This window comes from Microbacterium phyllosphaerae (assembly GCF_050628115.1).
Taxonomy (GTDB): domain Bacteria; phylum Actinomycetota; class Actinomycetes; order Actinomycetales; family Microbacteriaceae; genus Microbacterium; species Microbacterium phyllosphaerae_A.
On sequence record NZ_CP192502.1, the window covers coordinates 1,592,199 to 1,616,854 of the forward strand.

26 protein-coding genes are annotated in these 24,656 nt (G+C 68.6%); 10 read left to right on the plus strand and 16 right to left on the minus strand.

The window, feature by feature from the left end; genetic code table 11:
* Nucleotides 1–34 precede the first annotated feature (34 nt).
* The 3 genes from ACQ4LY_RS07410 to ACQ4LY_RS07420 all read left to right on the plus strand — a co-directional run bounded on the left by ACQ4LY_RS07410 (nucleotide 35) and on the right by ACQ4LY_RS07420 (nucleotide 3,519).
* On the plus strand, nucleotides 35–604 hold the full coding sequence (locus ACQ4LY_RS07410; RefSeq protein ID WP_431075376.1) for a TetR/AcrR family transcriptional regulator: 570 nt from the start codon (nucleotides 35–37) through the stop codon (nucleotides 602–604).
* A 79-nt stretch (nucleotides 605–683) separates the two neighbouring features.
* Nucleotides 684–2,315 carry a DUF4407 domain-containing protein gene (locus ACQ4LY_RS07415; protein ID WP_431075377.1) on the plus strand — a complete coding sequence of 544 codons (1,632 nt, stop codon included), beginning with the start codon at nucleotides 684–686 and terminating at the stop codon, nucleotides 2,313–2,315.
* A 190-nt stretch (nucleotides 2,316–2,505) separates the two neighbouring features.
* A complete protein-coding gene (locus ACQ4LY_RS07420) occupies nucleotides 2,506–3,519 on the plus strand; it encodes an aldo/keto reductase family protein (protein WP_431075378.1) in 1,014 nt (337 codons plus the stop codon).
* A gap of 73 nt (nucleotides 3,520–3,592) precedes the next feature.
* Here the strand turns inward: ACQ4LY_RS07420 and ACQ4LY_RS07425 are convergent, their stop codons facing one another.
* The 4 genes from ACQ4LY_RS07425 to ACQ4LY_RS07440 form a co-directional block, all read right to left on the minus strand.
* Nucleotides 3,593–4,498 carry a carbohydrate ABC transporter permease gene (locus ACQ4LY_RS07425; protein WP_431075379.1) on the minus strand — a complete coding sequence of 302 codons (906 nt, stop codon included), beginning with the start codon at nucleotides 4,496–4,498 and terminating at the stop codon, nucleotides 3,593–3,595.
* Complete coding sequence (locus ACQ4LY_RS07430) at nucleotides 4,495–5,445, minus strand: carbohydrate ABC transporter permease (protein WP_056313818.1); 951 nt, start codon at nucleotides 5,443–5,445, stop codon at nucleotides 4,495–4,497. Before ACQ4LY_RS07430 ends, ACQ4LY_RS07425 begins: the two co-directional genes overlap by 4 nt.
* Nucleotides 5,446–5,448: 3 nt before the next feature.
* The gene (locus ACQ4LY_RS07435; RefSeq protein ID WP_120494339.1) at nucleotides 5,449–6,762 is read right to left on the minus strand and encodes an ABC transporter substrate-binding protein; all 1,314 of its coding nucleotides are present in this window, start codon (nucleotides 6,760–6,762) and stop codon (nucleotides 5,449–5,451) included.
* A 78-nt stretch (nucleotides 6,763–6,840) separates the two neighbouring features.
* Nucleotides 6,841–8,079 carry an aminotransferase class V-fold PLP-dependent enzyme gene (locus ACQ4LY_RS07440; protein WP_431075381.1) on the minus strand — a complete coding sequence of 413 codons (1,239 nt, stop codon included), beginning with the start codon at nucleotides 8,077–8,079 and terminating at the stop codon, nucleotides 6,841–6,843.
* Nucleotides 8,080–8,245: 166 nt separating this feature from the next.
* Between ACQ4LY_RS07440 and ACQ4LY_RS07445 the strand changes: the two genes are divergently transcribed.
* Nucleotides 8,246–9,001 (plus strand): FadR/GntR family transcriptional regulator, encoded by a 756-nt coding sequence (locus tag ACQ4LY_RS07445; RefSeq protein ID WP_431075382.1) that lies wholly within the window; start codon nucleotides 8,246–8,248, stop codon nucleotides 8,999–9,001.
* 306 nt (nucleotides 9,002–9,307) lie between these two features.
* Here ACQ4LY_RS07445 and ACQ4LY_RS07450 read toward each other — a convergent pair whose 3' ends face one another.
* The gene (locus tag ACQ4LY_RS07450; RefSeq protein WP_431075383.1) at nucleotides 9,308–9,751 is read right to left on the minus strand and encodes a GNAT family N-acetyltransferase; all 444 of its coding nucleotides are present in this window, start codon (nucleotides 9,749–9,751) and stop codon (nucleotides 9,308–9,310) included.
* 5 nt (nucleotides 9,752–9,756) lie between these two features.
* Nucleotides 9,757–10,269, minus strand: coding sequence for a glycine cleavage system protein R (locus tag ACQ4LY_RS07455; RefSeq protein WP_431075384.1), 513 nt, complete (start codon nucleotides 10,267–10,269; stop codon nucleotides 9,757–9,759).
* Nucleotides 10,270–10,617: 348 nt separating this feature from the next.
* On the opposite strand from ACQ4LY_RS07455, the gene ACQ4LY_RS07460 reads away from it, so the two are divergent.
* A complete protein-coding gene (locus tag ACQ4LY_RS07460; protein WP_431075385.1) occupies nucleotides 10,618–10,854 on the plus strand; it encodes a hypothetical protein in 237 nt (78 codons plus the stop codon).
* Complete coding sequence (locus tag ACQ4LY_RS07465; RefSeq protein WP_431075387.1) at nucleotides 10,855–11,196, plus strand: hypothetical protein; 342 nt, start codon at nucleotides 10,855–10,857, stop codon at nucleotides 11,194–11,196.
* Nucleotides 11,197–11,235: 39 nt separating this feature from the next.
* Here ACQ4LY_RS07465 and ACQ4LY_RS07470 read toward each other — a convergent pair whose 3' ends face one another.
* From ACQ4LY_RS07470 to ACQ4LY_RS07490, 5 genes are all read right to left on the minus strand, one after another.
* Nucleotides 11,236–12,294: a PLP-dependent cysteine synthase family protein gene (locus ACQ4LY_RS07470; protein ID WP_431075388.1), complete on the minus strand. Its 1,059-nt coding sequence runs from the start codon at nucleotides 12,292–12,294 to the stop codon at nucleotides 11,236–11,238.
* Between the two features lie 20 nt (nucleotides 12,295–12,314).
* Entirely contained in the window at nucleotides 12,315–13,286 is a 972-nt protein-coding gene (locus tag ACQ4LY_RS07475; RefSeq protein ID WP_431075389.1) for a hypothetical protein, read from the minus strand.
* A gap of 89 nt (nucleotides 13,287–13,375) precedes the next feature.
* Entirely contained in the window at nucleotides 13,376–14,179 is an 804-nt protein-coding gene (locus ACQ4LY_RS07480; protein ID WP_431075390.1) for a GntR family transcriptional regulator, read from the minus strand.
* Between the two features lies 1 nt (nucleotide 14,180).
* Nucleotides 14,181–14,585, minus strand: coding sequence for a D-ribose pyranase (gene rbsD, locus ACQ4LY_RS07485; protein ID WP_056313840.1), 405 nt, complete (start codon nucleotides 14,583–14,585; stop codon nucleotides 14,181–14,183).
* A gap of 15 nt (nucleotides 14,586–14,600) precedes the next feature.
* Complete coding sequence (locus ACQ4LY_RS07490) at nucleotides 14,601–15,551, minus strand: ribokinase (RefSeq protein WP_431075391.1); 951 nt, start codon at nucleotides 15,549–15,551, stop codon at nucleotides 14,601–14,603.
* Nucleotides 15,552–15,658: 107 nt separating this feature from the next.
* Between ACQ4LY_RS07490 and ACQ4LY_RS07495 the strand changes: the two genes are divergently transcribed.
* On the plus strand, nucleotides 15,659–16,321 hold the full coding sequence (locus ACQ4LY_RS07495; protein WP_431075392.1) for a transaldolase family protein: 663 nt from the start codon (nucleotides 15,659–15,661) through the stop codon (nucleotides 16,319–16,321).
* 25 nt (nucleotides 16,322–16,346) lie between these two features.
* On the opposite strand, the gene ACQ4LY_RS07500 is transcribed toward ACQ4LY_RS07495, so the two are convergent.
* Nucleotides 16,347–17,024 (minus strand): FadR/GntR family transcriptional regulator, encoded by a 678-nt coding sequence (locus tag ACQ4LY_RS07500; protein WP_431075394.1) that lies wholly within the window; start codon nucleotides 17,022–17,024, stop codon nucleotides 16,347–16,349.
* Nucleotides 17,025–17,070: 46 nt separating this feature from the next.
* Here ACQ4LY_RS07500 and ACQ4LY_RS07505 point away from each other — a divergent pair, with 46 nt between their 5' ends.
* Nucleotides 17,071–18,051 (plus strand): amidohydrolase family protein, encoded by a 981-nt coding sequence (locus ACQ4LY_RS07505; protein ID WP_431075395.1) that lies wholly within the window; start codon nucleotides 17,071–17,073, stop codon nucleotides 18,049–18,051.
* 174 nt (nucleotides 18,052–18,225) lie between these two features.
* Here the strand turns inward: ACQ4LY_RS07505 and ACQ4LY_RS07510 are convergent, their stop codons facing one another.
* From ACQ4LY_RS07510 to ACQ4LY_RS07520, 3 genes are all read right to left on the minus strand, one after another.
* Nucleotides 18,226–19,194, minus strand: a complete 969-nt coding sequence (locus tag ACQ4LY_RS07510) for an endonuclease domain-containing protein (RefSeq protein WP_431075396.1) — start codon at nucleotides 19,192–19,194, stop codon at nucleotides 18,226–18,228.
* A gap of 282 nt (nucleotides 19,195–19,476) precedes the next feature.
* Nucleotides 19,477–20,247 (minus strand): SDR family NAD(P)-dependent oxidoreductase, encoded by a 771-nt coding sequence (locus ACQ4LY_RS07515; protein WP_431075397.1) that lies wholly within the window; start codon nucleotides 20,245–20,247, stop codon nucleotides 19,477–19,479.
* A complete protein-coding gene (locus tag ACQ4LY_RS07520) occupies nucleotides 20,229–21,089 on the minus strand; it encodes a fumarylacetoacetate hydrolase family protein (protein WP_431075398.1) in 861 nt (286 codons plus the stop codon). The genes ACQ4LY_RS07515 and ACQ4LY_RS07520 overlap by 19 nt, the downstream gene beginning before the upstream one ends.
* A gap of 134 nt (nucleotides 21,090–21,223) precedes the next feature.
* Between ACQ4LY_RS07520 and ACQ4LY_RS07525 the strand changes: the two genes are divergently transcribed.
* Nucleotides 21,224–22,519: an L-fuconate dehydratase gene (locus ACQ4LY_RS07525; RefSeq protein WP_431075399.1), complete on the plus strand. Its 1,296-nt coding sequence runs from the start codon at nucleotides 21,224–21,226 to the stop codon at nucleotides 22,517–22,519.
* Nucleotides 22,506–23,489 (plus strand): aldo/keto reductase, encoded by a 984-nt coding sequence (locus ACQ4LY_RS07530; protein ID WP_431075400.1) that lies wholly within the window; start codon nucleotides 22,506–22,508, stop codon nucleotides 23,487–23,489. Before ACQ4LY_RS07525 ends, ACQ4LY_RS07530 begins: the two co-directional genes overlap by 14 nt.
* 11 nt (nucleotides 23,490–23,500) lie before the next feature.
* Here ACQ4LY_RS07530 and ACQ4LY_RS07535 read toward each other — a convergent pair whose 3' ends face one another.
* Nucleotides 23,501–24,502 (minus strand): LacI family DNA-binding transcriptional regulator, encoded by a 1,002-nt coding sequence (locus ACQ4LY_RS07535; protein WP_431075401.1) that lies wholly within the window; start codon nucleotides 24,500–24,502, stop codon nucleotides 23,501–23,503.
* Nucleotides 24,503–24,656: the final 154 nt, after the last annotated feature.

Genomic DNA, 24,656 nt, shown 5'->3' on the forward strand with positions numbered 1-24,656 from the left:
GTGGACACTGTCAAGATAGGCAACAATGTTGCTTGTGTCAAGTTCCCGATCCGGCTATCACCACGGCGACCTCGCCCACGCCCTCGAGGCGGCGGCGATGCAGCTGCTCGTCGAGAAGCCGGCCCACGAGATCAGCCTCCGTGAGGTCGCACGCGCCGCGGACGTGAGCCACAATGCGCCCTACCACCACTTCTCGGATCGTCGCGGTCTGCTCAAGGTGCTGGCCGAGCGGAGCATGGCCGATCTGGTCACGGCTGTGCGCACGGCGATCGAGGCTGCCTCCGACCCCGCATCCGCCGCGATCGAGGGCGGAGCCGCCTACATCCGGTTCGCGGTCGAGCATCCGCACGGCTTCGACGTGATCTACGACCCGACCGTGTGCATTCCCGGTGAGCCGAGCGAGACCATGGCACCGCTGATCGTCGAGCTCGAAGAGCTGCTCTCGACCGCATCCGTCGCCGCAGGCCTCGACAGCGAGAGCGGCGTCACCGGCGTCTGGGGACTCGTGCACGGCCTCGGCACCCTGTGCGCCGCGGGGCACTTCTCGCTCGACGATGCGCTCGCCGCGAGTGCCGATGCGCTCACCCGCATGCTCCCTCGCTGACCCTTCTCAGGGCACGACAGGGGCGGAAACACAGGGTTCGTGCACGTTATCCACAGGCGACCTTTCGTAGATTGTCGGGATGCCCTATTCCGCTCACCGCCCAGGACGGTTCGACTCGCAGGGTCGCATCATCCTCGACAGCGACCCGAACGCTGACACGGACGACCTCGACTTCCTGCGCGCGTACGAGCCCTCCGACGCCGATCTGTCGGAGCCGCAGCAGACCGACCCGACCCCCGAGTCGGAGGCGGAGCAGGAGCAGGATGCCGCAGCATCCGCTCGTCCGGTGCGTGAGCCGAAGCCGCGTCGCCAGCCGCGCGAGCGCACTCCCCGGGTGCCGGGGTCGCGGCTGCGGAAGCTCGCGATCCTCGGTGGGGCGGAGGGTGAGATCCTCGACCGCGTGCCGGGTGAGACCCCGCGATTCGTGCAGATGTTCTTCGTGCTCGCCGGCACCGCACTGGTCTCGGCGATCTCGATGCTGTTCGCACTGACCACAGGTGTGCAGGCCGCGATCTGGCTGGCCGTGCCTCTCGCGATCGTGTGGGCGCTGATCATCTTCAACCTCGACCGCTTCCTCACCTCGACCATGTCGTCGACTCGCAACGTCTGGCGGCTGATCGGCCTCGCGATTCCGCGTGTGATCATGGCCGCGATCATCGGCTTCGTCGTCGCCGAGCCGCTCGTGCTGCAGATCTTCCACAACGACATCGCGCGCGAGGTCGCCTCGACCAACATCACGCAGGCGCAGGCCGATCAGGATGCGCTCGAGACGGGCCCCGAGAAGAAGGCGCTGGATGCTGCATCCGACCGCGTCGCCGAGCTCGAGAACCAGGCGGCCACGGGCATCGTCGCCGGCACCGACTCATCGTCCGCGAGCGAGTCCGCCGCGCAGAGCACAGTCGACGACCTCACCGCCAAGATGACCGCCCAGCAGGGCGTCATCGACCAGGCGCGCATTCTGTACCAGTGCGAGCTCACCGGCGAAGGAGCAGGCACGGTTCCCGGCTGCACCGGCGTGAACGGCGAGGGTGCGAGCTCGGATGCCGCCGAGGCCCAGCTTGCCGAGGCGCAGCAGACCTACGACGCGCTCGCCGCGCAGCTGCGCACCGCCAACGAGGAGCTCGCCGCCGCCGGCACCGCGGCTAAGGAGAACACCAGCACCTCCGAGGCGCAGAACCGCGAGGAGGCGCAGTCGCAGCTCCCCGCCGCACGTGACAGCTACGACACCGCGCTCGCCGCCTACAACGCGCGAGCCGAGTCCGTGGCATCAGGCAACGCAGGGGCGATCGGACTGCTCAGCCAGATCAGCGGGCTGAACAGGCTCAGTGAGAAGGAGCCCACGATCCTCTGGGCGCACATCCTGATCGCGGCCCTGTTCTTCATGATCGAGCTGCTGCCGGTGCTCGTGAAGGTGCTGACGTCGTACGGCGACCCGTCGCTCTACGAGAAGGCCGCGGCGATCCGCAAGCAGGTCGCGCTCGACAAGGTCACCGCCGAAGGCTTCCGCGACCGCGCGGCGATCGTGAACGTGCAGTCGCAGGGGATCCAATCGGATGCCGCACCGACTGAGCCGCAGACCCGAGCGGAGCGCAAGGAGGCCGAGCAGGCGGCGCAGGAGCGCGCGGAGGCCGAGGAGCGCGAGCTCGCCGACAAGCGCGCCCAGGCGCAGACGCTCGCCGAGCAGGAGGAGCTGGTCGAGCCCCGGGTGTGACCGTCTGCGGTGTGGGTTCTCGTCGCAGTTCGTGCCGCTCGGTGGTGCTGTCGTGAGGTTCCGGTCGCAGTTCGTGCCGCATGTGCTCGGATCCGGCGGCACCAACTGCGACGGGAGCGGGCGGATGCGGGGCTGAGACCGGTCACGGGGATCCGGACCCGACGTCTTCGACGGCGGGTAGCGTTGTTGCATGGTCAACTATCGCTATCTCGGCAACAGCGGTCTCAAGGTCTCTGAGATCACCTACGGCAACTGGGTCACCCACGCATCACAGGTCGGCGACGACGCCGCCGTCAAGACCGTGCACGCGGCGCTCGACGCCGGCATCACGACGTTCGACACGGCAGACACGTACGCGAACACGGCGGCGGAGGTCGTGCTCGGCAAGGCGCTCGAGGGGCAGCGTCGCGAGAGCCTCGAGATCTTCACGAAGGTCTACTTCCCGACCGGCCCGAAGGGACCGAACGACACCGGTCTGAGCCGCAAGCACATCCTGGAGTCGATCAACGGCTCGCTGAAACGACTCGGCACCGACTACGTCGATCTCTACCAGGCGCACCGCTTCGACTACGAGACCCCGCTCGAAGAGACGTTCCAGGCGTTCGCCGACGTCGTCCGCCAGGGCAAGGCGCTCTACATCGGCGTCTCGGAGTGGACGGCCGAGCAGCTGCGCGAGGGCCATGCTCTCGCCACGCAGCTCGGTGTGCAGCTCATCTCGAACCAGCCGGAGTACTCGATGCTGCACCGTGTGATCGAGGGCAAGGTCGTGCCGGCTTCCGAAGAGCTGGGCATCTCGCAGATCGTCTGGTCGCCCATGGCGCAGGGCGTGCTGTCGGGCAAGTACCTGCCGGGTCAGCCTGTGCCCGACGGGTCTCGTGCGACGGACTCGAACAGCGGCGCCGACTTCATCAAGAGATTCCTGCAGGACGACATCCTCACCGCCGTGCAGCGGCTCAAGCCGATCGCCGAGGAGGCGGGCCTGTCGATGCCGCAGCTCGCGATCGCGTGGGTGCTGCAGAACCCGAACGTCGCGGCGGCTCTGGTCGGCGCCTCGCGCCCCGAGCAGCTCGCCGACACGGTCAAGGCCTCGGGTGTGACGCTCGACGCCGATACGCTCGCCGCGATCGACACCGCGCTGGGCGACACGGTCGACCGCGACGTCGAGGTCACTTACTCGAGGTCGCCGAAGGCGCGCATGGTCTGACAGCTCGCATGACGAAGGCCGCCGTTCGTGATGGACGGCGGCCTTCGTCGTGGTTCGCCTGCGATTCGAACACCTACTCCTTGACGGCTCCGGCGGTGAGGCCCTGCACGATCCAGCGGCTCGCGAGAGCGAACATCGCCATGGTCGGCAGGATCGTCAGCACGGCTGCGGCGCTCATCGAACCCCAGTCGATGTTGAACGTCGAGATGAAGCCGTTCAGCGCCGACGGCACCGTGCGGTTCGCGTCGGTGTTCATCAGCACGACCGACAGGAACAGCTCGTTCCAGCAGTTGACGAAGTTGAAGATGAACGCCGCGATGATGCCAGGGGTCATCACCGGAACGAGTACCCGGAACAGGGCGCCGAAGCGCGAGCATCCGTCGATCATCGCCGCCTCTTCGAGCGCATCGGGGACGTTCTCGAAGAAGCCGCGGAGCATGACCGTGGAGAACGGGATGCAGACCGCGATGTACACCAGGATCAGGCCCGGCTTGGTGTCGACGAGGCCGAGGTCGGTCATCATCGAGTACAGCGGGCCCAGCGCGATGAACGCGGGGATCATCTGCGTCAGCAGGAAGGCGACCAGCACCGTGCCCTTGCCGCGGAACTCGAACCGCGCGATGACGTAGGCGCTGAGCAGCGCGATCAGCGTCGCCACCGCCCCCGCGACCGTCGCCACTATCGCGGAGTTGGCGAGGAAGACCCCGAACGAGCTCTGCTGGAACAGACTCACGTAGTTGTCGAACGACGGCTCTGACGGCCAGTACTCGATCGGGAACGAGTTGATCGTTCCCGGCGACTTGAACGACGTCAGCGCGATCCAGTACAGCGGGAACAGCGTGATGATGAGCCAGAGGCCGAGCCCGACGACGCGGACCACGCCGCCGACCGAGGCCTTGCGCTTGGGGCGCGGTGCCTTCGCGATGTCGGGGACGGTGAGACGCCGGGTCTCGGTGACCGTGGTTCCGGTGATGGTCATCGCTGGACCCTCCGCATCGCCATCAGGTAGAACGCGCAGAACACGAACAGGAACGCGACGACGATGAGTCCGATCGCGCTCGCGATGCCGTAGTTGCCCTGCTGGGTGTAGTTGATCATCCACGTCGTGATGATGTGCGTCTGGTTCGCCGGTCCGCCGTTCGTCATCGCGTAGATGATGTCGGGGAAGTTGAAGATCCAGATGATGCGCAGCAGGATCGTCAGCAGCAGCGTCATCGAGATGTACGGGATGATGATCGAGAACAGCTGCCGGGCCTTGCCTGCACCGTCGAGGCTCGCGGCCTCGAGCATCTCGTCAGGCACCGACTGGAGCGCTGCGAGGATCATGATCGCGAAGAACGTCACGCCGTACCAGATGTTGGCCACGATGACAGCGAACATCGCGAGCTTCGGGTCGGCCAACCAGGGGAGCGGGGCATCGATCAGGCCCGCCTTCATGAGCAGGTCGTTCACGACGCCGAACTCGGCGTTGAACATCCAGCGGAACAGCATGCCGATCAGGAAGCCGGAGACGGCCCACGGGAAGAACACGAGCGCCTGGTAGAGCCCGCGGAAGCGGAACCGCTTGCGCAGCGCGAGCGCGATCAGGAAGCCGATCACGAGCTGCGGCACGAGCGAGCCGACGACCCACAGCACCGAGTTCCACGCGACGGTGGGGAAGGCCGGGTCCTGGAAGACGGTGACGAAGTTGTCGAAGCCCACCCAGGGGGTCGACGTGAGGTCCCACAGGTTCCAGTCGTGGAAGGCCATGCGTGCGCCCTGCAGCATGGGCCAGTAGGTGAACCAGCACACGAACACGATCGCCGGGGCCATGAAGGCCAGCAGCGTCAGCGCGTGGCGGCCACGGAAGGGGCGGCGCCGGCGGGATGCCGGGGAGGCCCCGCCGGCGGTGCCGACGGAGCCCCCTTCGAGTGCGGTCCGGGTCACGGATCAGCCCTTTTCCGCAGCGTACTTCTCGGTCCAGAAGGTGTCCCACGACTCGAGCAGCTCGGTGGTCGACATGTTGCCGAGCAGCACGTTCTGCACGTCCTGGTCGGACTTCTGGATCCACTCGGTCCACCAGCTGACCCCACGCGGCTGCTGCACGTTGACGTAGGTCTCGGGGTCTTCGGTCATCGTGACGTAGCTCGTCCACGGGCCGGTCGAGTAGAACTCGTCATCCGCCGCCTCCGAGATGATCGGCACGAGGCTGTTCGCCTGCGCGAACTCGGTGGCGGGCTCGGCCGACGAGAGGAACTCGACGAGCTTGACCGCGGCATCCTGGTGCTCGCTGTTCTCGGCGACGCCCCAGCCGGCGACGGCCAGCGGCTGCGCGGCCTTCCCCGACGGGCCCACGAGCAGCGGAGCGGTGTCCCACTGGTCCTCGGTCAGCGACGAGTCCTGCACCGTGGCGATGACCTCGGGGTCCTGCAGCAGGAAAGCCGTGGTGCCGTTGGTGAAGCCGGCGACCATCTCGGGGTAGCCCCACGAGACGGCAGAGGGCGGGGATGCTTCCTTGAAGAGGTCGAAGTAGTCGTCGACCGCCTCCTGGGCCTCAGGGGCGGCGAAGATCGTCGAGCCGTCCTCCATCAGGAATGCGTCATCGACGTCGAGGCCGTCGATCGTGTACGCCTCGATCGCCGCGACGACGTTGCTGTTCGCGTTCTGACCGCCGCGGAACGCGTAGCCGTAGATGTTGTTCGACGGGTCCTGGATGGCGCTGGCCTGCTCGAGCAGGTCCTTCCAGCTGTGCGGCGGCCCGTCGAAGCCGGCCTCCTCGACCAGGTCGGTGCGATAGAAGAGCGACAGGCCGTAGAAGCCGTAGGGCACGAAGTAGCTCTTGCCGTCGGCGGCCACCGAGGCGGACTGCGCGTTGTCGGTCAGTGCATCCCAGCCGTCCCACTTCTCGAGATCGCTCGAGATGTCGTGCAGCCAGCCGTTGTTCGCGAACGGACCGACTGTGATGTCGCGGACCTCGAGGACGTCGACGCCCTTTCCGGACTGCAGCATCTGCTGGATCTTCGCGTCGGCCTGCTCGGTGGGCGGCGAGACGAGGTTGACCTTGATCTTGGGGTTGTCGGCCTCGAACTCGTCGAGCAGACCGCGCAGCAGGTCGGTGCGCGCAGGGTTGGTCAGGCTCTCGACCATCTGCAGGGTGACGGTGCCGTCGGCGGATTCGCCGCCGCCTGCGGAACAGCCGGTGAGCGCGAGGACGGCGACGGTGCCGAATCCCGCGGCGGTCGTCAAGATTCTGTTCTTCTTCACGAGGTGCCTCTCAGTTGGTGATGGTGGTGGGTGTGGTGGATCGGGTGGTGGTGATGGTGGTGGGTCGGGGTGAGCGGGTCAGGGAACGATGAGGGAATCGGCGCCCGTGCGGATGCCGGCTCGGCGGAGGATCTGCGGGATGCAGCGCTCGACGAAGGTCTCGAAGTCCGAGGCCTCGGTGTACAGGTGCGCCGACAGGCGGAAGTACCCGATGCCGCGGAAGCTCGTGAACGCCGTCTCGACGCCGGTCTCGTCGAGCAGGTCCATGCGCAGAGCGTCGGCCTCTTCGCGGGTCGAACCGAGCCCGAGCGGCAGACGCACGAGTCGCATCGACGGCACGGGCGAGGGCAGCGGGGTGAGGGGGTCTTCGTCGCCGTAGGGGCGCAGGCCCTCAGCGATGATCTCGGCACCGGCATCCGCCATCTGCGCCATCGCCAGTCTGGCGTTGTGCCAGCCGAACTCGGCCTCGATGAACTCGATCGAGGCCGGGGTGGCGAGATAGGTCGTCGCGTCGATCGTGCCCTGGGTGTCGAAGCGCTCGGGGTAGGGCTCGTTCGCCGCCCACGAGTCGATCAGAGGCCACAGATCGTCGCGGTCGGGCGCGTTCGTGACGAGCAGCGCCGATCCGCGCGGGGCGCAGGGCCACTTGTGCAGGTTGCCGAACCACCAGTCGCCGCCGGCGACCGCGGCGGCATCCGGCACGAGGCCTGGGGCATGAGCGCCGTCGACGAGCGTGCGGACGCCCCGCTCGGCGGCGAGTTCGGCGATGCGGCGGGTCGGCAGCATCCGGGCTGTGGGGGAGGTGATCTGGTCGACCACGATCAGGCGGGTGTTCGGGGTGAGCGCGTCGGCGAAGCGCTGCACGACCTCGTCGTCGGAGGCGAGCAGCGGCAGCTCGACGGCACGGACGGATGCTCCGAAGCGGCGGGCCAGGCGCTGCGCGCCCATCGTGATCGCACCGTAGCCCTGGTCGGTGACGAGGATCTCGTCGCCGCGATCGAGGTGCAGGGCGTTGTAGACGACGGTCGCGGCAGCTGAGGCGTTGGGGACGAAGACGCTGTCCTCGGCATGGGCGCCGAGGAACGGAGCCGTGCGCTCGCGAGCGGCGCGCACTCGCTCGGCGATGCGGGGGAACCATTCGACCGGGCTCAGATCGGCGCGGCGACGCAGAGCATCCTGCTGCTCGACGACCGCCGTGGGCACCGCGCCGAACGAGCCGTGGTTGAGGTGGATCACGTCGGGATCGAGAGGCCACGCATCACGGGCTCGCATGCCGGAGTTCAGCGTGAGCGGTGCGGGAAAATCTGGTGCGGGCATCGGTCCTCGTCGGTGCGTTGGGGGGAGTTGTTGCACAACTTTGCCACAGCGGTTCCCAAATCGCTACGAAAAGGTGAGGATGAAACATAGTTGTCATACGAATTTGATGAAGGCCCTGCATCCGACAGACTCAGCAGGGGGATCGGGCGGTGTCGGGAGGATGACCATGAGCGCTTTGGACACGGCTCTGCACGGGCTGCGCACGCTGATCGCCGACGGTGCTCTGCGCCCCGGCGATCGCCTTCCCAGCGAGGGTGAGCTGTGCGAGACGCTCGGAGTCTCACGCGGGTCGCTGCGAGAGGCCATCCGGATGCTGGCCGCTCTCGGCGTGCTCGATACGAGACACGGCTCCGGCAGCTATGTCAGCGAGCTGCGCGCCGCCGACCTCATCGGCAGCCTGTCGCTCACGGTCGGGCTGCTGCCCATGGCGGGAGTGCTCGAACTCACGGAGCTCCGTCGTGTGCTCGAACCGCACGCGGCCGCGCTCGCCGCAGCCCGCATCGACGCGTCGACGATCGAGGAGCTCAGCGGCGTTCTCGATGAGATCGAGGCCAGCGACGACTTCGAGGATCACTCGAGGCTCGACCACGCCTTTCACATGACGATCTCGGAGGTCGCGGGCAACGACGCCCTCACGAGCCTCATCGACGTGCTGCGTTCACGGTCGCGGGCCTACCGGATTCCGGATGCCGCGGATGCCGCCGAGCTGAAGCTGCACTCGGATGCCGGGCACCGGGCGATCCTCCGCGGACTCGCGGCGGCGGATCCGGTCGCGGCATCGGCTGCGGCATCCGCTCACGTGGCGCAGACCGAGTACTGGGTGCGGCGGTACACCGACGCGGATGCTCCGGCGCCCGTGGCTGCGCTTGAGTCCGCGCCTGCCTCTGAGTCTGCGCCTGCCTCTGCGCCTGCCTCTGAGTGACCCGGGCCACTCGCCGCGCTCGTCTCGCCGTCCCGGTCGCAGTTGGTGCCGTCTTCACCAGACGGCCAAGCATTCCGGTTGCAGTTGGTGCGGTCTTCAACAGATGGCCAAGCATTCCGGTTGCAGTTGGTGCCGTTCTCGATCGATTCTGGCGGCACGAAGTGCGACCGGAGTGTGGAGCAGCGGCACGAAGTGCGACCGGAGCGTGGAGCGGCGGCACGAAGTGTGACCGGAGTGCGGCTGCGACTCCGGGCTGCGGAGTAGGGGCGCGCCGACCCGGGACGAGGTCCGCTGATCGGGCGGTCGTCAGTCCGTGTGAGAGCCGAAGCGCAGCACGTTCGTGTCGCGGCGCACGAAGCCGACCGCCTCGTAGAGGCGCAGCGCCGATTCGCGAGACGGACGGGACGTCAGATCGAGCTTGTCCAGCCCTCGCCGCTGGGCCTCGTCGATGATCGTCTCGAGCAGCTGACGGGCGATGCCCTGCCCGCGCGTGCCCTGATCGACCACGACGTCTTCGATGCTGCCGTGCCAACCGGTGACGAGGGGCGCGGTCGCGAGCGTGGCCATGCCCACGATCCGACCCGACGCGCGCGCGACGAAGAGGTCTGTGTTCTGCGCATCGAGCAGCGAGAGCACCCTTGCCGCGTCGAATCGAGCGGTCGACGAGAGCTGGGGGAGAAGGGCCTCGATCCGCTGAAGGTCATTCTGCGTGAGGCGCTCCGCGATCGAGATGCTGAGTCCGTCGGCCATGAGCGTCAGGCGAGGGTGATGTCGACCTGGATCTCGGTGGCGATGCGCTCGAGGCCGCGACGCAGCGCATCGAGGTCGACGGATGCCGGCACCCGCGCGATCACGGATGCTTCGAACAGGCGTCCGCCGGCCATCGCGGCATCCCTGGTCTCGGTCGCCAGCTCCTCGATGCTGAGCTCATGCGCGTTCAGCACGTTCGACACCTCGCGGACGATGCCGGAGCGGTCGTTGCCGAGAATCCGGATCTCGAGCACCTGCGCCTCGGCGTCTGCCGCGGGGGTGCCGGTGAGGACGGCGAGTGTGAGAAGCCCCTGACCCTGCAGCTCGCGGAGCGCGGTCTGCAGACCCTCCGAGTGCTCCGGGGCGACCGAGACCTCGATCACGCCCGCGAAGGTTCCGGCGAGCTCGGCGAGCGAGCTGTTCTCCCAGTTGCCGCTGTGGGCATCGACGACATCGGCGACGGCTGCGACGAGACCGGGGCGGTCAGCACCCGCGACAGTGAGGATGAGAGTAGTCATGCGGCCAGCGTAGGGTGCGTTCCCGACACTCCGGAGATCCGTTCGCGGAACTGTTTTCGATCCGCGCACGCGAGCTGCCTGCTGCAGGCACTTCTTTCCCTGCTCAGTGCGACTTTTCGTCGGCCCGCTGTGCGCGGGCAGAGACACGTGGGTGTGATTCGACGGAGCCTCTCAGGCGTGGCGAGTTGTTTTGAGTAATTCAAAACAAGGTACGCTGGAGGGACAACGTGGTGCCGGGGTTGCAGCCCCGGCACCACTGTCCGTGAAGCACCACCACCCCTGACTGAGGAGGCTCATATGAGTCACGAACACGCCAAAGATAGCCGATCACTGCCGATGGATCGATCGATGGGGCGCGAAGGGCGTGAGCGCATCGTCCGCGAAGCGCTGGAGCGCATCGACGGAGCGCCGACGCCGGCAGTCGACATGATGCAGGCGGCGATGGGATCCGAAGCGCAGATCCGGCTCGTCCACGACGTCATCCGTGCCTATCTCGACGAACACGACCTCGCTGATACGAAAGCGTGGGCTGTAGCCGTGCGGGAGCGGTCGACGGAGAATGACGCGTCCGTGAGCGTGATCTGAGTGTCGATCGCTTCGATGGTTCGGCTCCCGGTCGCAGCACTCGGCGCAGGCTCCGCCGTGCGGCACATCGCCGAGTCGGATCTGCTCCCGACGCCGCCCCGCATCACCGACCCTTCGCGGGTGATCGCGCGCGTGGACTCAGGAGGGCTCGGCCGTCCGAGCTTCGTCGTCGTCGAGTGCGCCGACGGCCGGATCCCCGCAGCGCTGGTGCTCGAATACGGAGACGCGGATGCCGAGCGGACGAGACCTGCGCGAGTGTGGAGCCGCACGGGTGGGATCGGGAGCGCTCCGCTCTACCGCCTCAGCGGCGACAGCTCGTCGGGCGGTTACGTCACCGCGTGAGGGCGGCAGCTTCGGGTGGCGTGGTGGAGATCGACGCGCTCAGTCGACCCACACCCCGGTCTCGAGGAGGTGGTCGAGGCGGGCGCGGTGCGGGGCGAGGTCCCAGCCCTGCTCCGTGACCCACTCGTCGTTGAAGTAGGTGCCGGCGTAGCGGATGCCGCTGTCGCAGATGAGCGTGACGATGCTCCCGGTCTCGCCGGCCGCACGCATGCGCGCGATCAGCTGGAAGGCTCCGTAGAGGTTGGTGCCGGTCGAGCCGCCGGCGAGATGCAGGGTGCGTTCGCGCAGCATCCGGATCGCGGCGATCGATCCGGCGTCCGGCACCCGGATCATCTCGTCGATCACCGTCGGCACGAACGAGGCTTCGACGCGGGGACGGCCGATGCCCTCGATGCGGCTGGGGCGCCCGGCAGGCGGATCGACGGTTCCCGCCCACCCGTCGTAGAACGCGGAGCCCTCGGGGTCGACGACCGCGATCCGGGTCTCGTGGCGGCGGTACTTCACATAGCGGCCGAATGTCGCGCTCGTGCCGCCGGTGCCAGCGCCGACGACGATCCAGCGGGGGATCGGATGGCGCTCCTGCGACAGCTGGCTGAACACGCTCTCGGCGATGTTGTTGTTGCCCCGCCAGTCGGTCGCGCGCTCGGCATACGTGAACTGGTCGAGGTAGTGCCCGTGGCATTCGGAGGCCAGGCGCTGCGCCTCGGGAGACATGTCCTCTGCGCGATCGACGAAGTGGCAGCGTCCGCCGTAGAACTCGATGAGGTCGATCTTCTCCTGGCTCGTCGACCGCGGCACGACCGTCACGAACGGCAGCCCCAGCATCCGCGCGAAGTACGCCTCGGAGACGGCGGTCGACCCGCTCGACGATTCGACGAGCGTGGAGTGCTCCGTGATCCGTCCGTTCACCAGCCCGTACAGGATCAGCGAGCGCGCCAGGCGGTGCTTGAGCGACCCGGTGGGGTGCACCGATTCATCCTTCAGGTACAGATCGATGCCCCACTCGGGCGGCAACGGGAAGAGGTGCAGGTGGGTGTCGGCACTGCGGTTCGCGTCGGCTTCCAGCAGGGCGATCGCGGTGCTGGTCCAGTCGCTCATCCTCCGAGCGTATCGCCCCGCTACTTGGCGGTGTAGCCGCCCTCGCCCGTCTCGCCGTCGTACGTGAAGACCTTGTCCTCGAGCGTGATCTTGATGTCGTCGCCGAGCGGCTGTTGAGCGAGCAGGCGCTCCTCGAGCATCGTCATCCGCTCCTGATACTCCTGCGCCTGTGCCTCATCGACGCCCCAGAGAGTCGCCGACTTCATGTCGACGAGGAAGTACAGGAACGCCGACACGGCGGTGCGGTTGAACTCGCTGTCGGGAATCTTCTCCCACAGGGCCCCGCTGTCTCGAAGCTGCTTGTACTCGTCGATCTTGGACTGGAGCACGTCGGCGATCCCGGATGTATCGGCGCCACCGGCGTCGTCGGACGGCGGCTCCTCATCGCTCGAGTCGTCGGAGGGTGCGCTGGGAGCTGCCGTCACCGACGGCAGCGGAGCGGAGACGGGTTCGCTGTTCGAGCCCAGCAGGAGGCTCACTGCCACACCGATGCCCACGACGACGATCAGCACGAATGCCGCGACGGCCGCGATGACGATCCCGACGGTCCTGCCGGAGCTCGACGGGCGGCTCGGAGGCGCCGCGGGGTACGGATACTCGGAGCCGTAGGGGGCCGACGGCTGCTGCCCCACCGGGTACTGCCCTGGCTGTGCCGGATACGTACCCGGCTGCCCTGCCGGGTAGTGCGGCGGGTACTGCCCTGCCTGCGGAGCCGAGGCATGCGGCGGAGCCGAGGAATACGGCGGCAGCGGCGGGGCGGGAGGGCCCGCCGGGGTGCCCGGGTGGGAGCCGACGGCATAGGGCGGCAGCGGCGCGGCGGGCGGTCCGTACGGACCACCCGCTGCCGGCGGCTGCGGCGCGGGAGGAGTGGGCGGGCCGCTCAGAGACGGGGCCAGCGGAACGGAGGACGCCAGGTCGCCAGGGGGTGCAGCCGGGGGCGGCGGGATGACAGCATCCGGATCCGAACCGTTCGAGTGCGCGTCGTCGACCATGGTTTTGCCCCCCTGCTCACGTCACCCGGTGTGACGCGTGCTCCGCTTTCAGGCTAGCGGCCTCAGCCCGGGCAGGTCAGCCTGCTCGCCTAGCGCACGGTGCCCGCGCGCGAGGTGCTTCCCTCGCCGTCGACGTGCAGCAGCGATGCCTGCGACTGCTCCTGCTGCAGCTGGAACTCGAAGCGGGAGCGATCGCCTCGATGATGCGCCACGAAATACTCGATCGGGATGCCGTCGGCTGCGCGACTCACGCTGCGCAGCCGCAGCAGGGCGGAACCTGCGCTGACGCCGAGATGCTGCGCCTGCTCGTGCGTCGCGACGGTCGCCTCGGCGGATCGCACACCGCTCGTCGCCACGATGCCGTTGTCGGCGAGCACGCGGTAGAGCGACGCCTCGGACAGGTCGACGTCGAGGGTGACGCTGCCGACGGCATCCGGCATCCAGGTCGTCGAGAGCGACCAGGGCTCGCCGTCTACGTGGCGGAGGCGATCGAGCACCACGACGGGCGAACCCGCTTCGACCTCGAGGGCCGCAGCGATCTCGTCGTCGGCGACCGTCGGTTCATGCCGCAGCACGTCGCTGTGCACGTGTCCGCCGCGCCGCTCGACGTCGTCGTAGAGGCCGATCAGGGTGTGGACGAGACTCTCGCTCGTGCGCGGGCGTGAGACGAACGTGCCCTTGCCCTTGACCCGCTCGACGAGCCCTTCATGCTCGAGCTGGGCCAGCGCCTGACGCACCACGGTGCGCGAGATGCCGTAGCGCTCGCACAGACGGTGCTCTCCCGGCAGCGGGTCGCCCGGCTGCAGTCCGTCTCGGGTGATGCCGTCGACGATCAGCTGGCGCAGCTGGTCGTACATGGGCGCGGCGGAGTGGCGGTCGATCGAGTCGTTCATGTCAGTACGCCACGCCCGCGTGCAGGATCACGTTGGCATACGGGGTGAACTCCCCCGACCGCACGAAAGCGCGCGCCGAATGCGTGAGCTTCTTGAACTCGACGTGCGGGATGAGCTCGATCTCGAAGTCCTCGCCCGCGAAGCGCTCGCGCAGCGCCGCCAGCACTTCGGGGCTCTTCTCGGCGACCTCCTCCGAGACCGTCGCGCCCTCGACGACGAGCTCGGCGAGCACCGTGTCGAGCACGTCGAAGAAGGCGGGCGCACCCGGACGGTACGCGAGGTCGATGCGCTCGGACCCCGGTGGGATCGGCAGCCCCGCGTCGGTGACGACCAGCAGATCGGTGTGCCCGGTCTCGCTGATCACCCGGGAGAGGGCGGGATTGATGGTCGTCGCTGTCTTGCGCATGGTGCTCCTCGGGTGTCAGTGGGCTTCTCGGGCGGCCAGGAACGCCTCGACCTCGGCGCGCAGCGGCAGGCTCGGCGATGCACCCTGCTTGGTCACGGCGAGGGCTCCCGCCGCAGTCGCCACGCGCACGGCATCGGTCAGTGACCGTCCGTTCGCGAGCGCCGCGCCGAGGTAGCCGGCGTAGGCGTCACCGGCGGCGGTCGTGTCGACGGCCTCGACAGGGAAGGGCGGGACGACGGATGCTCCGTCTGCGGTCACGACGCACGACCCCTGGCCCGCGAGCGTGATCACGGCCGCGCCGACGCCGCGGTCGAGGAACCAGCGTCCGGCGAGCGCGGCGGATGCGGCATCCGTCACCTCGATGCCGCTGAGCACCGAGGCCTCGGTCTCGTTCGGGGTCACGATGTCGATGCTCGCCCAGACCGCGTCGTCGAGCGGAGCGGCGGGCGCGGGGTCGAGGATGACGGTCATGCCGTGCTCGCGGCCTCGGGCCGTGATGTGCGCGGTGAGGGCCGAGGGCGTCTCGAGCTGTGTCAGCAGCACCGACGTGGTCGGCGCGAGGGCGGCGAGTGCCGCGTCGATCTGCTCGGTGCTGAGCGCGGCGTTGGCGAGCGGCACCATCACGATGTCGTTCTGGGCCGAGGCGTCGACGCGGATGTGGGCGATGCCGGTAGGCCCCGGCACTGTGCGGAGGTGGGTGAGGTCGACCCCTGCGTCGCTGAGCCCGTCGACGACGAGGTCGTGGAAGAGGTCGTCGCCGACGCATCCGACGAAGCTCGTGCGAGCCCCTGAGCGCCCGGCGGCCACTGCCTGGTTCGCGCCCTTGCCGCCGAGCATGAGAGTGAACTCGTCTCCGAGGATGGTCTCGCCGCGGGCCGGGAGCCGGGTCGAGAAGGTCGTCACGTCTGCGGTCACGCTGCCGACGATGACGACGCCGGTGCGATCGGGCGAGGTGGCGGCTGTCATGGCACTCCTGATCGTCGTCGATGCGGGGTGCTTTGACATCCTCCGCGGCTGTCATTACATTAGCCGAATCCGAACCTGTAACGACAGGTTGTGCACAAGGAGACCCGATGACCGTGTTGGCCCCCCGTCTCTATGTCGACAGCGCGGACGTCGATCGCGTCTCCTCCCTCCTCGCCGCGGGGGTCGTGCACGGGGTCACGACCAACCCCACGATCCTCGAGCGGGGCGGCCGCACCGCCGCGGAGATCCCCGACCTGTACGCTCGCTGGCGCGATGAGGGCGCCCGCGAGATCTTCTTCCAGACGTGGGGCGGCGACACCGCGTCGTTCCTGCGCAACGCCGAGGGCATCCGTGCGCTCGGCGATCGTGTGGCCGTGAAGGTGCCAGCCACGCGGGACGGCTTCGCCGCGGCATCCGCTCTGGTGCGCGACGGCGCGACCGTGCTCGTCACCGCCGTGTACTCGGTCGCGCAGGCGCTGGCCTGCGCCTCGATCGGCGCCCAGTACATCGCCCCCTACCTGGGGCGGATGCGGGATGCCGGCATCGACGGCGACGCCGTGATCGCCCGAATGCAGGAGGTCTGCGCGGGCAGCGGCTCGAACGTGCTGGCCGCGAGCCTGCGCTCACCCGACGACATCACCGGTCTGCGGCTCGCGGGGGTGCCGTACTTCACTGCAGCCCCCGACGTGATCGAGCAGGTGCTGTTCCACGAGGTCAGCGACAGCTCGGCCGCCGAGTTCGACGCGGCGATGGGGCGGCTCGGAGCCTGAGTCAGGTTTCTCGGCCGACAAGGGATCAGGCGGATGCCGCCTGGCGCAGCCACCGTTCGACCCCGGCGATGTGGGCGGTCGCGAGCGAGGTCGCGAGTCCTGAGTCTCGGCGGGCGATGGCATCGGCGATCGCCCGGTGCTCCGACAGGGTGCGCTCGACAGCGCCGCCCTCGGTGAGTCCGCGCCACACCCTGGCGCGCACGGTCTGGCTGCTCAGATGCTCGATGAGGCTGGCGAGGTAGGCGTTGCCCGCCATGCCCACGATCTCGCTGTGGAAGCGGATGTCGTGCTCGACGAGTTCTTCGATGCTGACAGTCGCGTCGATCGAGTCGACCTCGCGTTCGAGCTCTGCGATCGCATCGTCGTCGCCGAGGGTGGCGGCGAGTCCCGTGGCCTGCGACTCGAGCATCCGTCGCACGGCGAAGATCTCGAGCATCGAGTCGTCGTCGTGCATGTCGACGACGAACGAGATCGCCTCGAGCAGCAGACGCGGCTCGAGGCTCGTGACGTAGGTGCCGTCGCCACGGCGCACGTCGAGCACGCGGATGACCTCGAGCGCCTTGACGGCCTCGCGCATCGAATTGCGAGACAGGCCGAGACGCTCGGACAGCTCCTTCTCGGGAGGGAGCCGATCGCCCGGGGCCAGCTCGCCGGACACGATCATCGCCTTGATCTTCTCGATCGCCTCGTCAGTCACTGCCATGGCGTCATCCTAGCCATTCATCGGATGTCTGCGGCAGGATGGGGGCATGCGCGTACTCGATTCGCACCTGCACCTGTGGTCGCCCGAGGCTCTGACCTACACCTGGCTGGAGGGTCCGCTCGCGTGGGAGTTCGCGGCGCTCGAGATCGAGCACTCGCCGATCGACGTCGCCACGGTCGAGAAGTCGGTCTTCGTGCAGGCCGAGACGATCGAAGACGACTTCCTCGCCGAGGTGCGATGGGTCGCCGATCAGGCCGACGAGGTCGGCGTCGTCGGCATCGTCGCCGGTGCGAGGCTCGACCGCGGCACCGACACGACAGCGCACCTGGAGGGTCTGGCCGCCGAGCCGCTCGTGGTCGGCGTGCGTCACAACCTGCAGAGCGAACCGGACGGGCTCGCGGTGTCCGCCGCGTTCGTGACCGGCGCGCGCGAGGTCGCCGCCCGGAACTGGTCGTTCGACGCGTGCGTGCGCGCCTCGCAGCTGCCCGAGATCGCTCGCCTCGCAGGAGCCGTGCCGGAATTGCGGATGGTGCTCGATCATCTCGGCAAGCCCCAGGTGGGCACGGCGGATGCTCCGGTCGCGCCGACGATGGAGTGGGTGCGCGATCTCGACGATCTGGCACGGCATCCGCACGTGTGGTGCAAGCTGTCGGGCCTGCCGGCCGAAGCGGGCGGCGACTGGTCGCCGGAGCAGCTCGAGCCCTTTCTCGACGCCGCGGCCGACGCCTTCGGCGTCGAGAAGCTGATGTGGGGGAGCGACTGGCCGGTCTCGGTCATCGGCCCCGCGGAGGAAGGCGACCCGCACGCTCCGGAAGACGGATCGCCGACCTATCAGCCGACGGCGCGCAGCCGGTGGGCTGACACGGTGATCGCCTGGGCTGAACGGCGCGGACACGACGTCGACGCGATCCTCTGGCGGAACGCCGAGGAGTTCTATCGGATCGGCCGGCGGTCCGCGCACGAGGATGCGCGGGAGGAGCGGCCGCGCCGCGGCATCCTGGGCTGGCTGCGGGGCGAGCGCCCGTAGGCGAGCGCCCGTAGGCGCGGTCGCGCGTAGGCGGGGTCGTGTGGGTTCCGGTTGCAGTTCGTGCCGCCGCCACCGCCGCTGAGCGGCACGAACTGCGACCGGAAGCACGAAAGACAGCAGCAGGCGGCACGAACTGCGACCGGAAGCACGAAAGACAGTGCCGGGCGGCCCCGATCACGCTCCCAGCGCTCGGCGGACCCTCTCGACCAGCACGCGGGGCCGCGTGAAGAGAGCGGCTGAGATCTCGATGACAGTCCAGCCCGCGTCACGTAGCGCCGCCAGCCGTTCGACATCCGCGGCATAGCGGTCGGTGTGGAGGAGGCTCTGATACTCGATCGCGACCTTCTGCGCGGGATATGCCAGGTCGACACAGGCGACAAACCCTCCTCGGGCGTCGTAGACGTCGTAGTTCAGTTGCGGCTCGGGCAGCCCCGCGGCCACGAGATGACAGCGGACCTTCGACTCCCTCGGCGACCACGAGTCTTCTCGAATCAGCTCGAGAGCTTCGCGGAGTCGGCCGACACCGGTACGCCGCCCCGCGTTCATCGTCATCCGCAGTTCGTCTCGGGTTGCCAGCGGCGGGCGGCCGGCATCCGGTCTTCCGGGTCCTGCTCTCCATACGCGGCAGAGATGGTCGCCGAGAGCGACGAGATCCATGACGTCCCAGGCGCCCAGCTGCGCCCATGCAGTCGCGGGGGTGGCCACCCGCACCCCTCCCGGGCCGGTGAATGCGCTGCTCGTCGAATGCGCTCGATGCGCCTTCACTCCGGCCACGCGGACGAGTGCTCCGGCGCCCTCGGTGCTCACATGAACATCGAGAGTCAGACCGTCGACAGCGCGATCGCGATGTGTGACGAGAGGAAGAGGCGCCCCCAGAAGTGCGACGGCGGACTCGTGGCTGAGGAACTGGTCGGGTCTCAACCGCGGCGCATACATCTTCGCGCGCCTTCTGCGCGCTTTCGCCTGCCGCTCATATACATCGTCGTCGACGAGGGGTGCGAGACGCTCGGCGTTGCGCACCCCGCGGAACGGTGTCTCGAGATCGGAACGCCTCAGTCTGCTGCGGCCGACCCCGGAGGCGACGGCATCCTGCACCGAGAATCTGGGCCCGAGGCCTTCGGGTAGCGGTCGTGGTCGTCCCATCCCCCAACCGTGCCAGGCTCGCGTGCCCGCGGTGTGAGCTGTCCACAGGCGCGAGCTGCGTTCCCAGCGCTTCTGGTGCTGCTGACCCTGTGGGCGCAAGGGCTCAGCGTTGCTCCGGTCGCAGTTGGTGTCGCGATGGCTGCCGCGGGAATGCTCCGGTCGCAGTTCGTGCCGCTTGTTCTCTGCGTCGACGGCACAGAATGCGACCGGAGCAGAGGAGAGTGGCACGAAGTGCGACCGGAGCAGAGGAGAGTGGCACGAAGTGCGACCGGATGCGGTGACTCAGCCGGCGGGGCGCAGGCGCAGCTGCGCCATGCCGCCGTCGACCTCGATGAACGTGCCGGTGGTCGACCCGGCTGCGGGGCTCACCAGGTAGGCGACAGCCGCGGCGACCTCGTCGGGGGAGACCAGGCGACCGTGCGGCTGGCGGGCCTCGAGGGCGGCGCGTTCGGCGGCCGGATCGTCGGCGGAGTCGAGCAGGCGTCCGACCCAGGGGGTGTCGGCGGTGCCGGGGTTCACGGCGTTGACGCGGATCCCCTCGCGCAGATGATCGGCAGCCATGGCACGGGTCAGGGCCGAGACCGCACCCTTCGACGCGCTGTAGAGGGCGCGCTGCGGCAGGCCGGTCGACGACGCGATGGATGCCGTGTTGCACACGGCCGCGCTCGGCGACTGACGCAGCCACGGCAGTGCCGCCGAGGTGACGCGGGCGATGCCGGTGACGTTGATCGAGAGCACACGTGCCCACTCGGCGTCGTCGTTGGCGCTGATGTCTCCCTGTGCGCCGACGCCGGCGTTGTTCACCACGATGTCGATGCGGCCGAACTCCTCGGCGACGGCGGCCACGGCGGCATCCACCGATGCGCGGTCCGACACGTCGGCCGTGAATGCGGCGAACGCGGCATCCGCTCCTGAGGTATCGCGGTCGAGCACCGCGATCTGCGCGCCGTCGGCATGCAGGCGGGCGGCGATGGCCGCTCCGATCCCGGATGCTCCGCCGGTCACGATCGCGACGAGTCCGTCGAGCGCGCTGCTCACTGCTGTGCCTCCCATGCCACGAACTCCTGGCGCTGATGCCCGAGTCCTTCGATCTCGATCTCGACCACGTCGCCCGCCGTCAGATACGGGAACCTGCCCCCGAATGCGACGCCCTGCGGGGTGCCGGTGAGGATCAGGTCGCCGGGCTCGAGCGTGACGTACTGCGACAGGTGGTGCACGATCACGCGCACGTCGAAGATCATGTCGTCAGTGTTCGAGTCCTGGCGGGTCTCGCCGTTGACCCAGCTGCGCAGCTGCAGATCGTCGACGTCGACCTCGTCGGGGGTGACCAGCCACGGGCCGGTCGGGTTGAAGCCCGGGGCGGTCTTGCCTTTCGACCACTGGCCGCCCGAGACCTCCATCTGGAAGGCGCGCTCCGAGACGTCGTTCGCCACGACGTAGCCGGCGATGTGCGCCTCGGCCTGTTCCGGCGAATCGAGGTACGCGGCGCGGGCGCCGATGACGATGCCGAGCTCGACCTCCCAGTCGGTCTTCTCGCTGCCGCGGGGGATCGTGACGGAGTCATTGGGGCCGACGACGGTGTTCGGCGTCTTCAGGAACATGATCGGCACGGTCGGCGGCTCGGAGCCGGACTCGCGGGCGTGGGCTGCGTAGTTCTGGCCGATGCAGATGACGGCGCTGGGGCGGGCGATCGGCGCTCCGATGCGCGTCGCGGCGGCGTCGTCGAGCACGGGGAGCTCACCGGCGGCGCGGGCGGCTTCGACGCGCGCCCGGAAGTCACCGGCGAGGAAATCACCGTTCACATCGGATGTCACTGCCCGCAGATCGAGATAGCGGTCGCCTTCGACGAGGACGGGGATCTCGGCGCCGGGGGTGCCTAGACGTGCGAACTTCATGTCTCTCCTGATCAGTGAGGATGCCGGGTGAGAGGGGCGCGCCGGGGCGGCCTGTCTCGTTGACAGTATAGACATCGGATGTTTACACTCCAAGAGATCTGCACGGATATCCGTCCCGTGCCCGAGAGGAACCCGTGAGCCGCATCGTCGCCCTCGACACGACCGACATCCGCTTCCCCACGTCGCTGAGCCTCGACGGGTCGGATGCCATGAACCCCGACCCCGATTACTCGGCCGCGTACGTGATCGTGCGCACGGATGCCGAGGACGGCGTCGAAGGCCACGCCTTCGTCTTCACGATCGGCCGCGGCAACGACGTGCAGGTCGCTGCGATCGACGCGCTCGCCGGGCACCTGATCGGCCGCGAGATCGAACCGCTGCTCGACGACATGGGCACGACCTTCCGCGACATCATCGGCGATTCGCAGCTGCGGTGGCTCGGCCCCGAGAAGGGCGTCATGCACATGGCCATCGGTGCGGTCATCAACGCGCTGTGGGACATCAAGGCAAAGCGCGCCGGCCTGCCGCTCTGGCAGCTGCTCGCGCGGATGACACCGGAGGAACTCGTCGCACTCGTCGACTTCCGCTACCTGACCAATGCGCTGACGCCCGAGGACGCACTCGAGATCCTGCGCGCCGCAGAGCCCGGTCGACTCGAGCGGGAGCGCGAGCTGCTCGCCACCGGATATCCCGGCTACACGACGAGCCCCGGCTGGCTGGGCTACTCCGACGAGAAGCTCGAGCGGCTCGCCCGCGAGGCGATGGCCGACGGCTTCACCCAGATCAAGCTCAAGGTCGGCGCCGACCTCGACGATGACATCCGTCGGTTCCGCAAGGCCCGCGAGGTCTGCGGCCCCGACTTCCCGATCGCGATCGATGCGAACCAGCGCTGGGAGGTGTCGGAGGCGATCGAGTGGGTGAATGCGCTCGCCGAGTTCCACCCCGCCTGGATCGAGGAGCCCACGAGCCCTGACGACGTGCTCGGTCACGCCGAGATCGCGAGAGGTGTGGCGCCGATCAGGGTCGCCACCGGCGAGCACGCGCAGAACCGGGTGATCTTCAAGCAGCTGCTGCAGGCCGAGGCGATCTCGGTCATGCAGATCGACGCCGTGCGCGTCGCGGGTGTCAACGAGAACATCGCCAACCTGTTGCTGGCCGCCAAGTTCGGCGTGCCGGTCTGCCCGCACGCCGGAGGTGTCGGGCTGTGCGAGGCGGTGCAGCACCTGTCGATGTTCGACTTCGTCGCCGTCACCGGCACGCGCGAGGGCCGGATGATCGAGTTCGTCGACCACCTGCACGAGCACTTCGTGATCCCCACCGACATCCAGGGCGGCTCGTACATGGCGCCGACCGCGGTAGGTTCGGGCATGGAGATGAAGGCCGAGAGCATCGCCGCCTACACGTGGACGGGCCAGCATGTCGGCGCCTGAGTCTTCGGCGGTTCCTGCGCGGCTGACGATTCCCCGGCTCGGGTACGGCGCCGCGAACGTCGGAAACCTCTTCCGTGAGCTGAGCGACGACGAGTCCTGGGCCGTGCTGGATGCGGCGTGGGACAGCGGCATCCGCTACTTCGACACGGCTCCGCACTACGGGCTCGGGCTCTCGGAGCGCCGCCTCGGCGCGTTCCTGCAGACGAAGCCGCGCGACGAGTTCGTACTGTCGACCAAGGTCGGTCGGCTGCTGCGGCCGAACCCCGACCACGACGGCGGCCTCGATACCGCGAACGACTTCCATGTGCCCGACGACCTGCAGCGCGTGTGGGACTTCTCGGCATCGGGGATCCGCGCCAGTCTCGACGAGTCGCGCGAACGGCTGGGCATCGAGCGCATCGACCTGCTCTACCTGCACGACCCCGAGCGGCACGACCTGGATCTCGCCATCGCGGAAGCCCTGCCCGCGCTCGAGCGGCTGCGCGCCGACGGTCAGGTCGCCGCGGTCGGGATCGGGTCGATGGTGTCTGACGCGCTCGCCGCCTCGGTGCGATCCGCGGACCTCGACCTGGTCATGGTCGCCGGGCGGTACACGCTGCTCGAGCAGCCCGCCGCCGCCGAGGTGCTGCCGGCCTGCCGCGAGACGGGCACGGGGATCGTCGCGGCATCCGTCTTCAACTCCGGGCTGCTGGCATCGAGCGAACCGCGTCGTGACGGGCGGTACGAGTACGGACAGCTTCCTGACGAGCTGTGGGAGCGGCTGCTCCGCATCGCCAGGGTGTGCGCCGAGTACGACGTGCCGCTGCCCGCCGCGGCGATCCAGTTTCCCCTGCAGTCAGACGTGGTGCGCTCCGTCGTCGTCGGCGGCAGTCGGCCGACGCAGCTGACGCAGAACGCGGAGTACGCGGCGCTCGAGATCCCCAGTGCGCTGTGGGAGGAGCTGGCGGCCGAGGGGTTGATCCCGGCCTGAGCCGGGGAGGGTCAGCGCCCGACGGTGGACTCGCGGACCACGAGCTCGGCGGCGAACGGCGTCGGAGCGGGGAGGTCTGCCGTGGGGTCGGAGAGCTGACGGATCAGGGCGGCGCCCGCCGCTCGGCCGATCTCATATCCCGGCTGCCGCACGCTCGTCAGCGGCACGACGGTCTGGTGTGCCTGGGCGACGTCGTCGAAGCCGACCAGGGCGATGTCGTCCGGCACACGGATCCCCTGACGCAGCAGCTGGGTGAGCACGCCGATCGCGACCATGTCGTTCGCGGCGAAGATCGCGTCGGGGCGGTCGGCGACGGGCATGTCGGTGATGCGGGCTCCGACAGCGAGCCCGTCCTCCGTCGTCAGATGCGGCACGTCGAACACGTCGACCGTGGCATCGGCGCCCACGACCGCATCGCGGAGACCCTGCAGTCGGTCGTTCGACTGGCTGACGCTCGGGGCCCCCAGGAACAGGATGCGGCGGCGACCGATCGACAGCAGGTGCTCGCCGGCGAGGCGCCCGCCGCCGCGATCGTCGAAGCGCACGGATCCGACGGTGGGCGAGTCGGGGATGGGACCCACGACGACCGAGCGGATGCCGCGCTCCGCGAGCTGTTCGAGCCGTGGCACGACGTCTTCGAGGGGGTAGATCACGACGCCCTGCACCCGGTGCGCCTCGAACATGTCGATGTTGCGACGTTCGGTGCCGGCGTCGCGATTGCTGTTGCTGAAGAAGAGCGACCAGCCACCCTCGCGCGCCACGTCTTCGACACCGCGCGAGAGCTCATGGAAGTACGGCAGCCATGCGTCGAGCAGGATCAATGCGAGCGCCTTGCTCGACCCCGCTCGCAGCTGCCGGGCCGATTCGTTCGGCACATAGCCCAGTCGCTCGATCGCGTCTCTGACCTTCGCCGTGCTCGACTCCCCGAGCACATGCGGGTGGTTGAGATAGTTCGAGACCGTTGATGACGACACGCCTGCGAGGGCTGCGACATCTTTGACGCTGGCTGGCATGGGGCTCCCTGTCGACGGCGTCGGTGCGCGCGTGCGCGAGGGTTGCTGCGCGCCCGCGCGGCACTGACGACTCCACAGTAGCCCAGCGGTTGCAACGTGCCAAGAAAGTTCTTGACACCGCGTCCCCCTCCCACGTACCGTGACCTGAACGCAG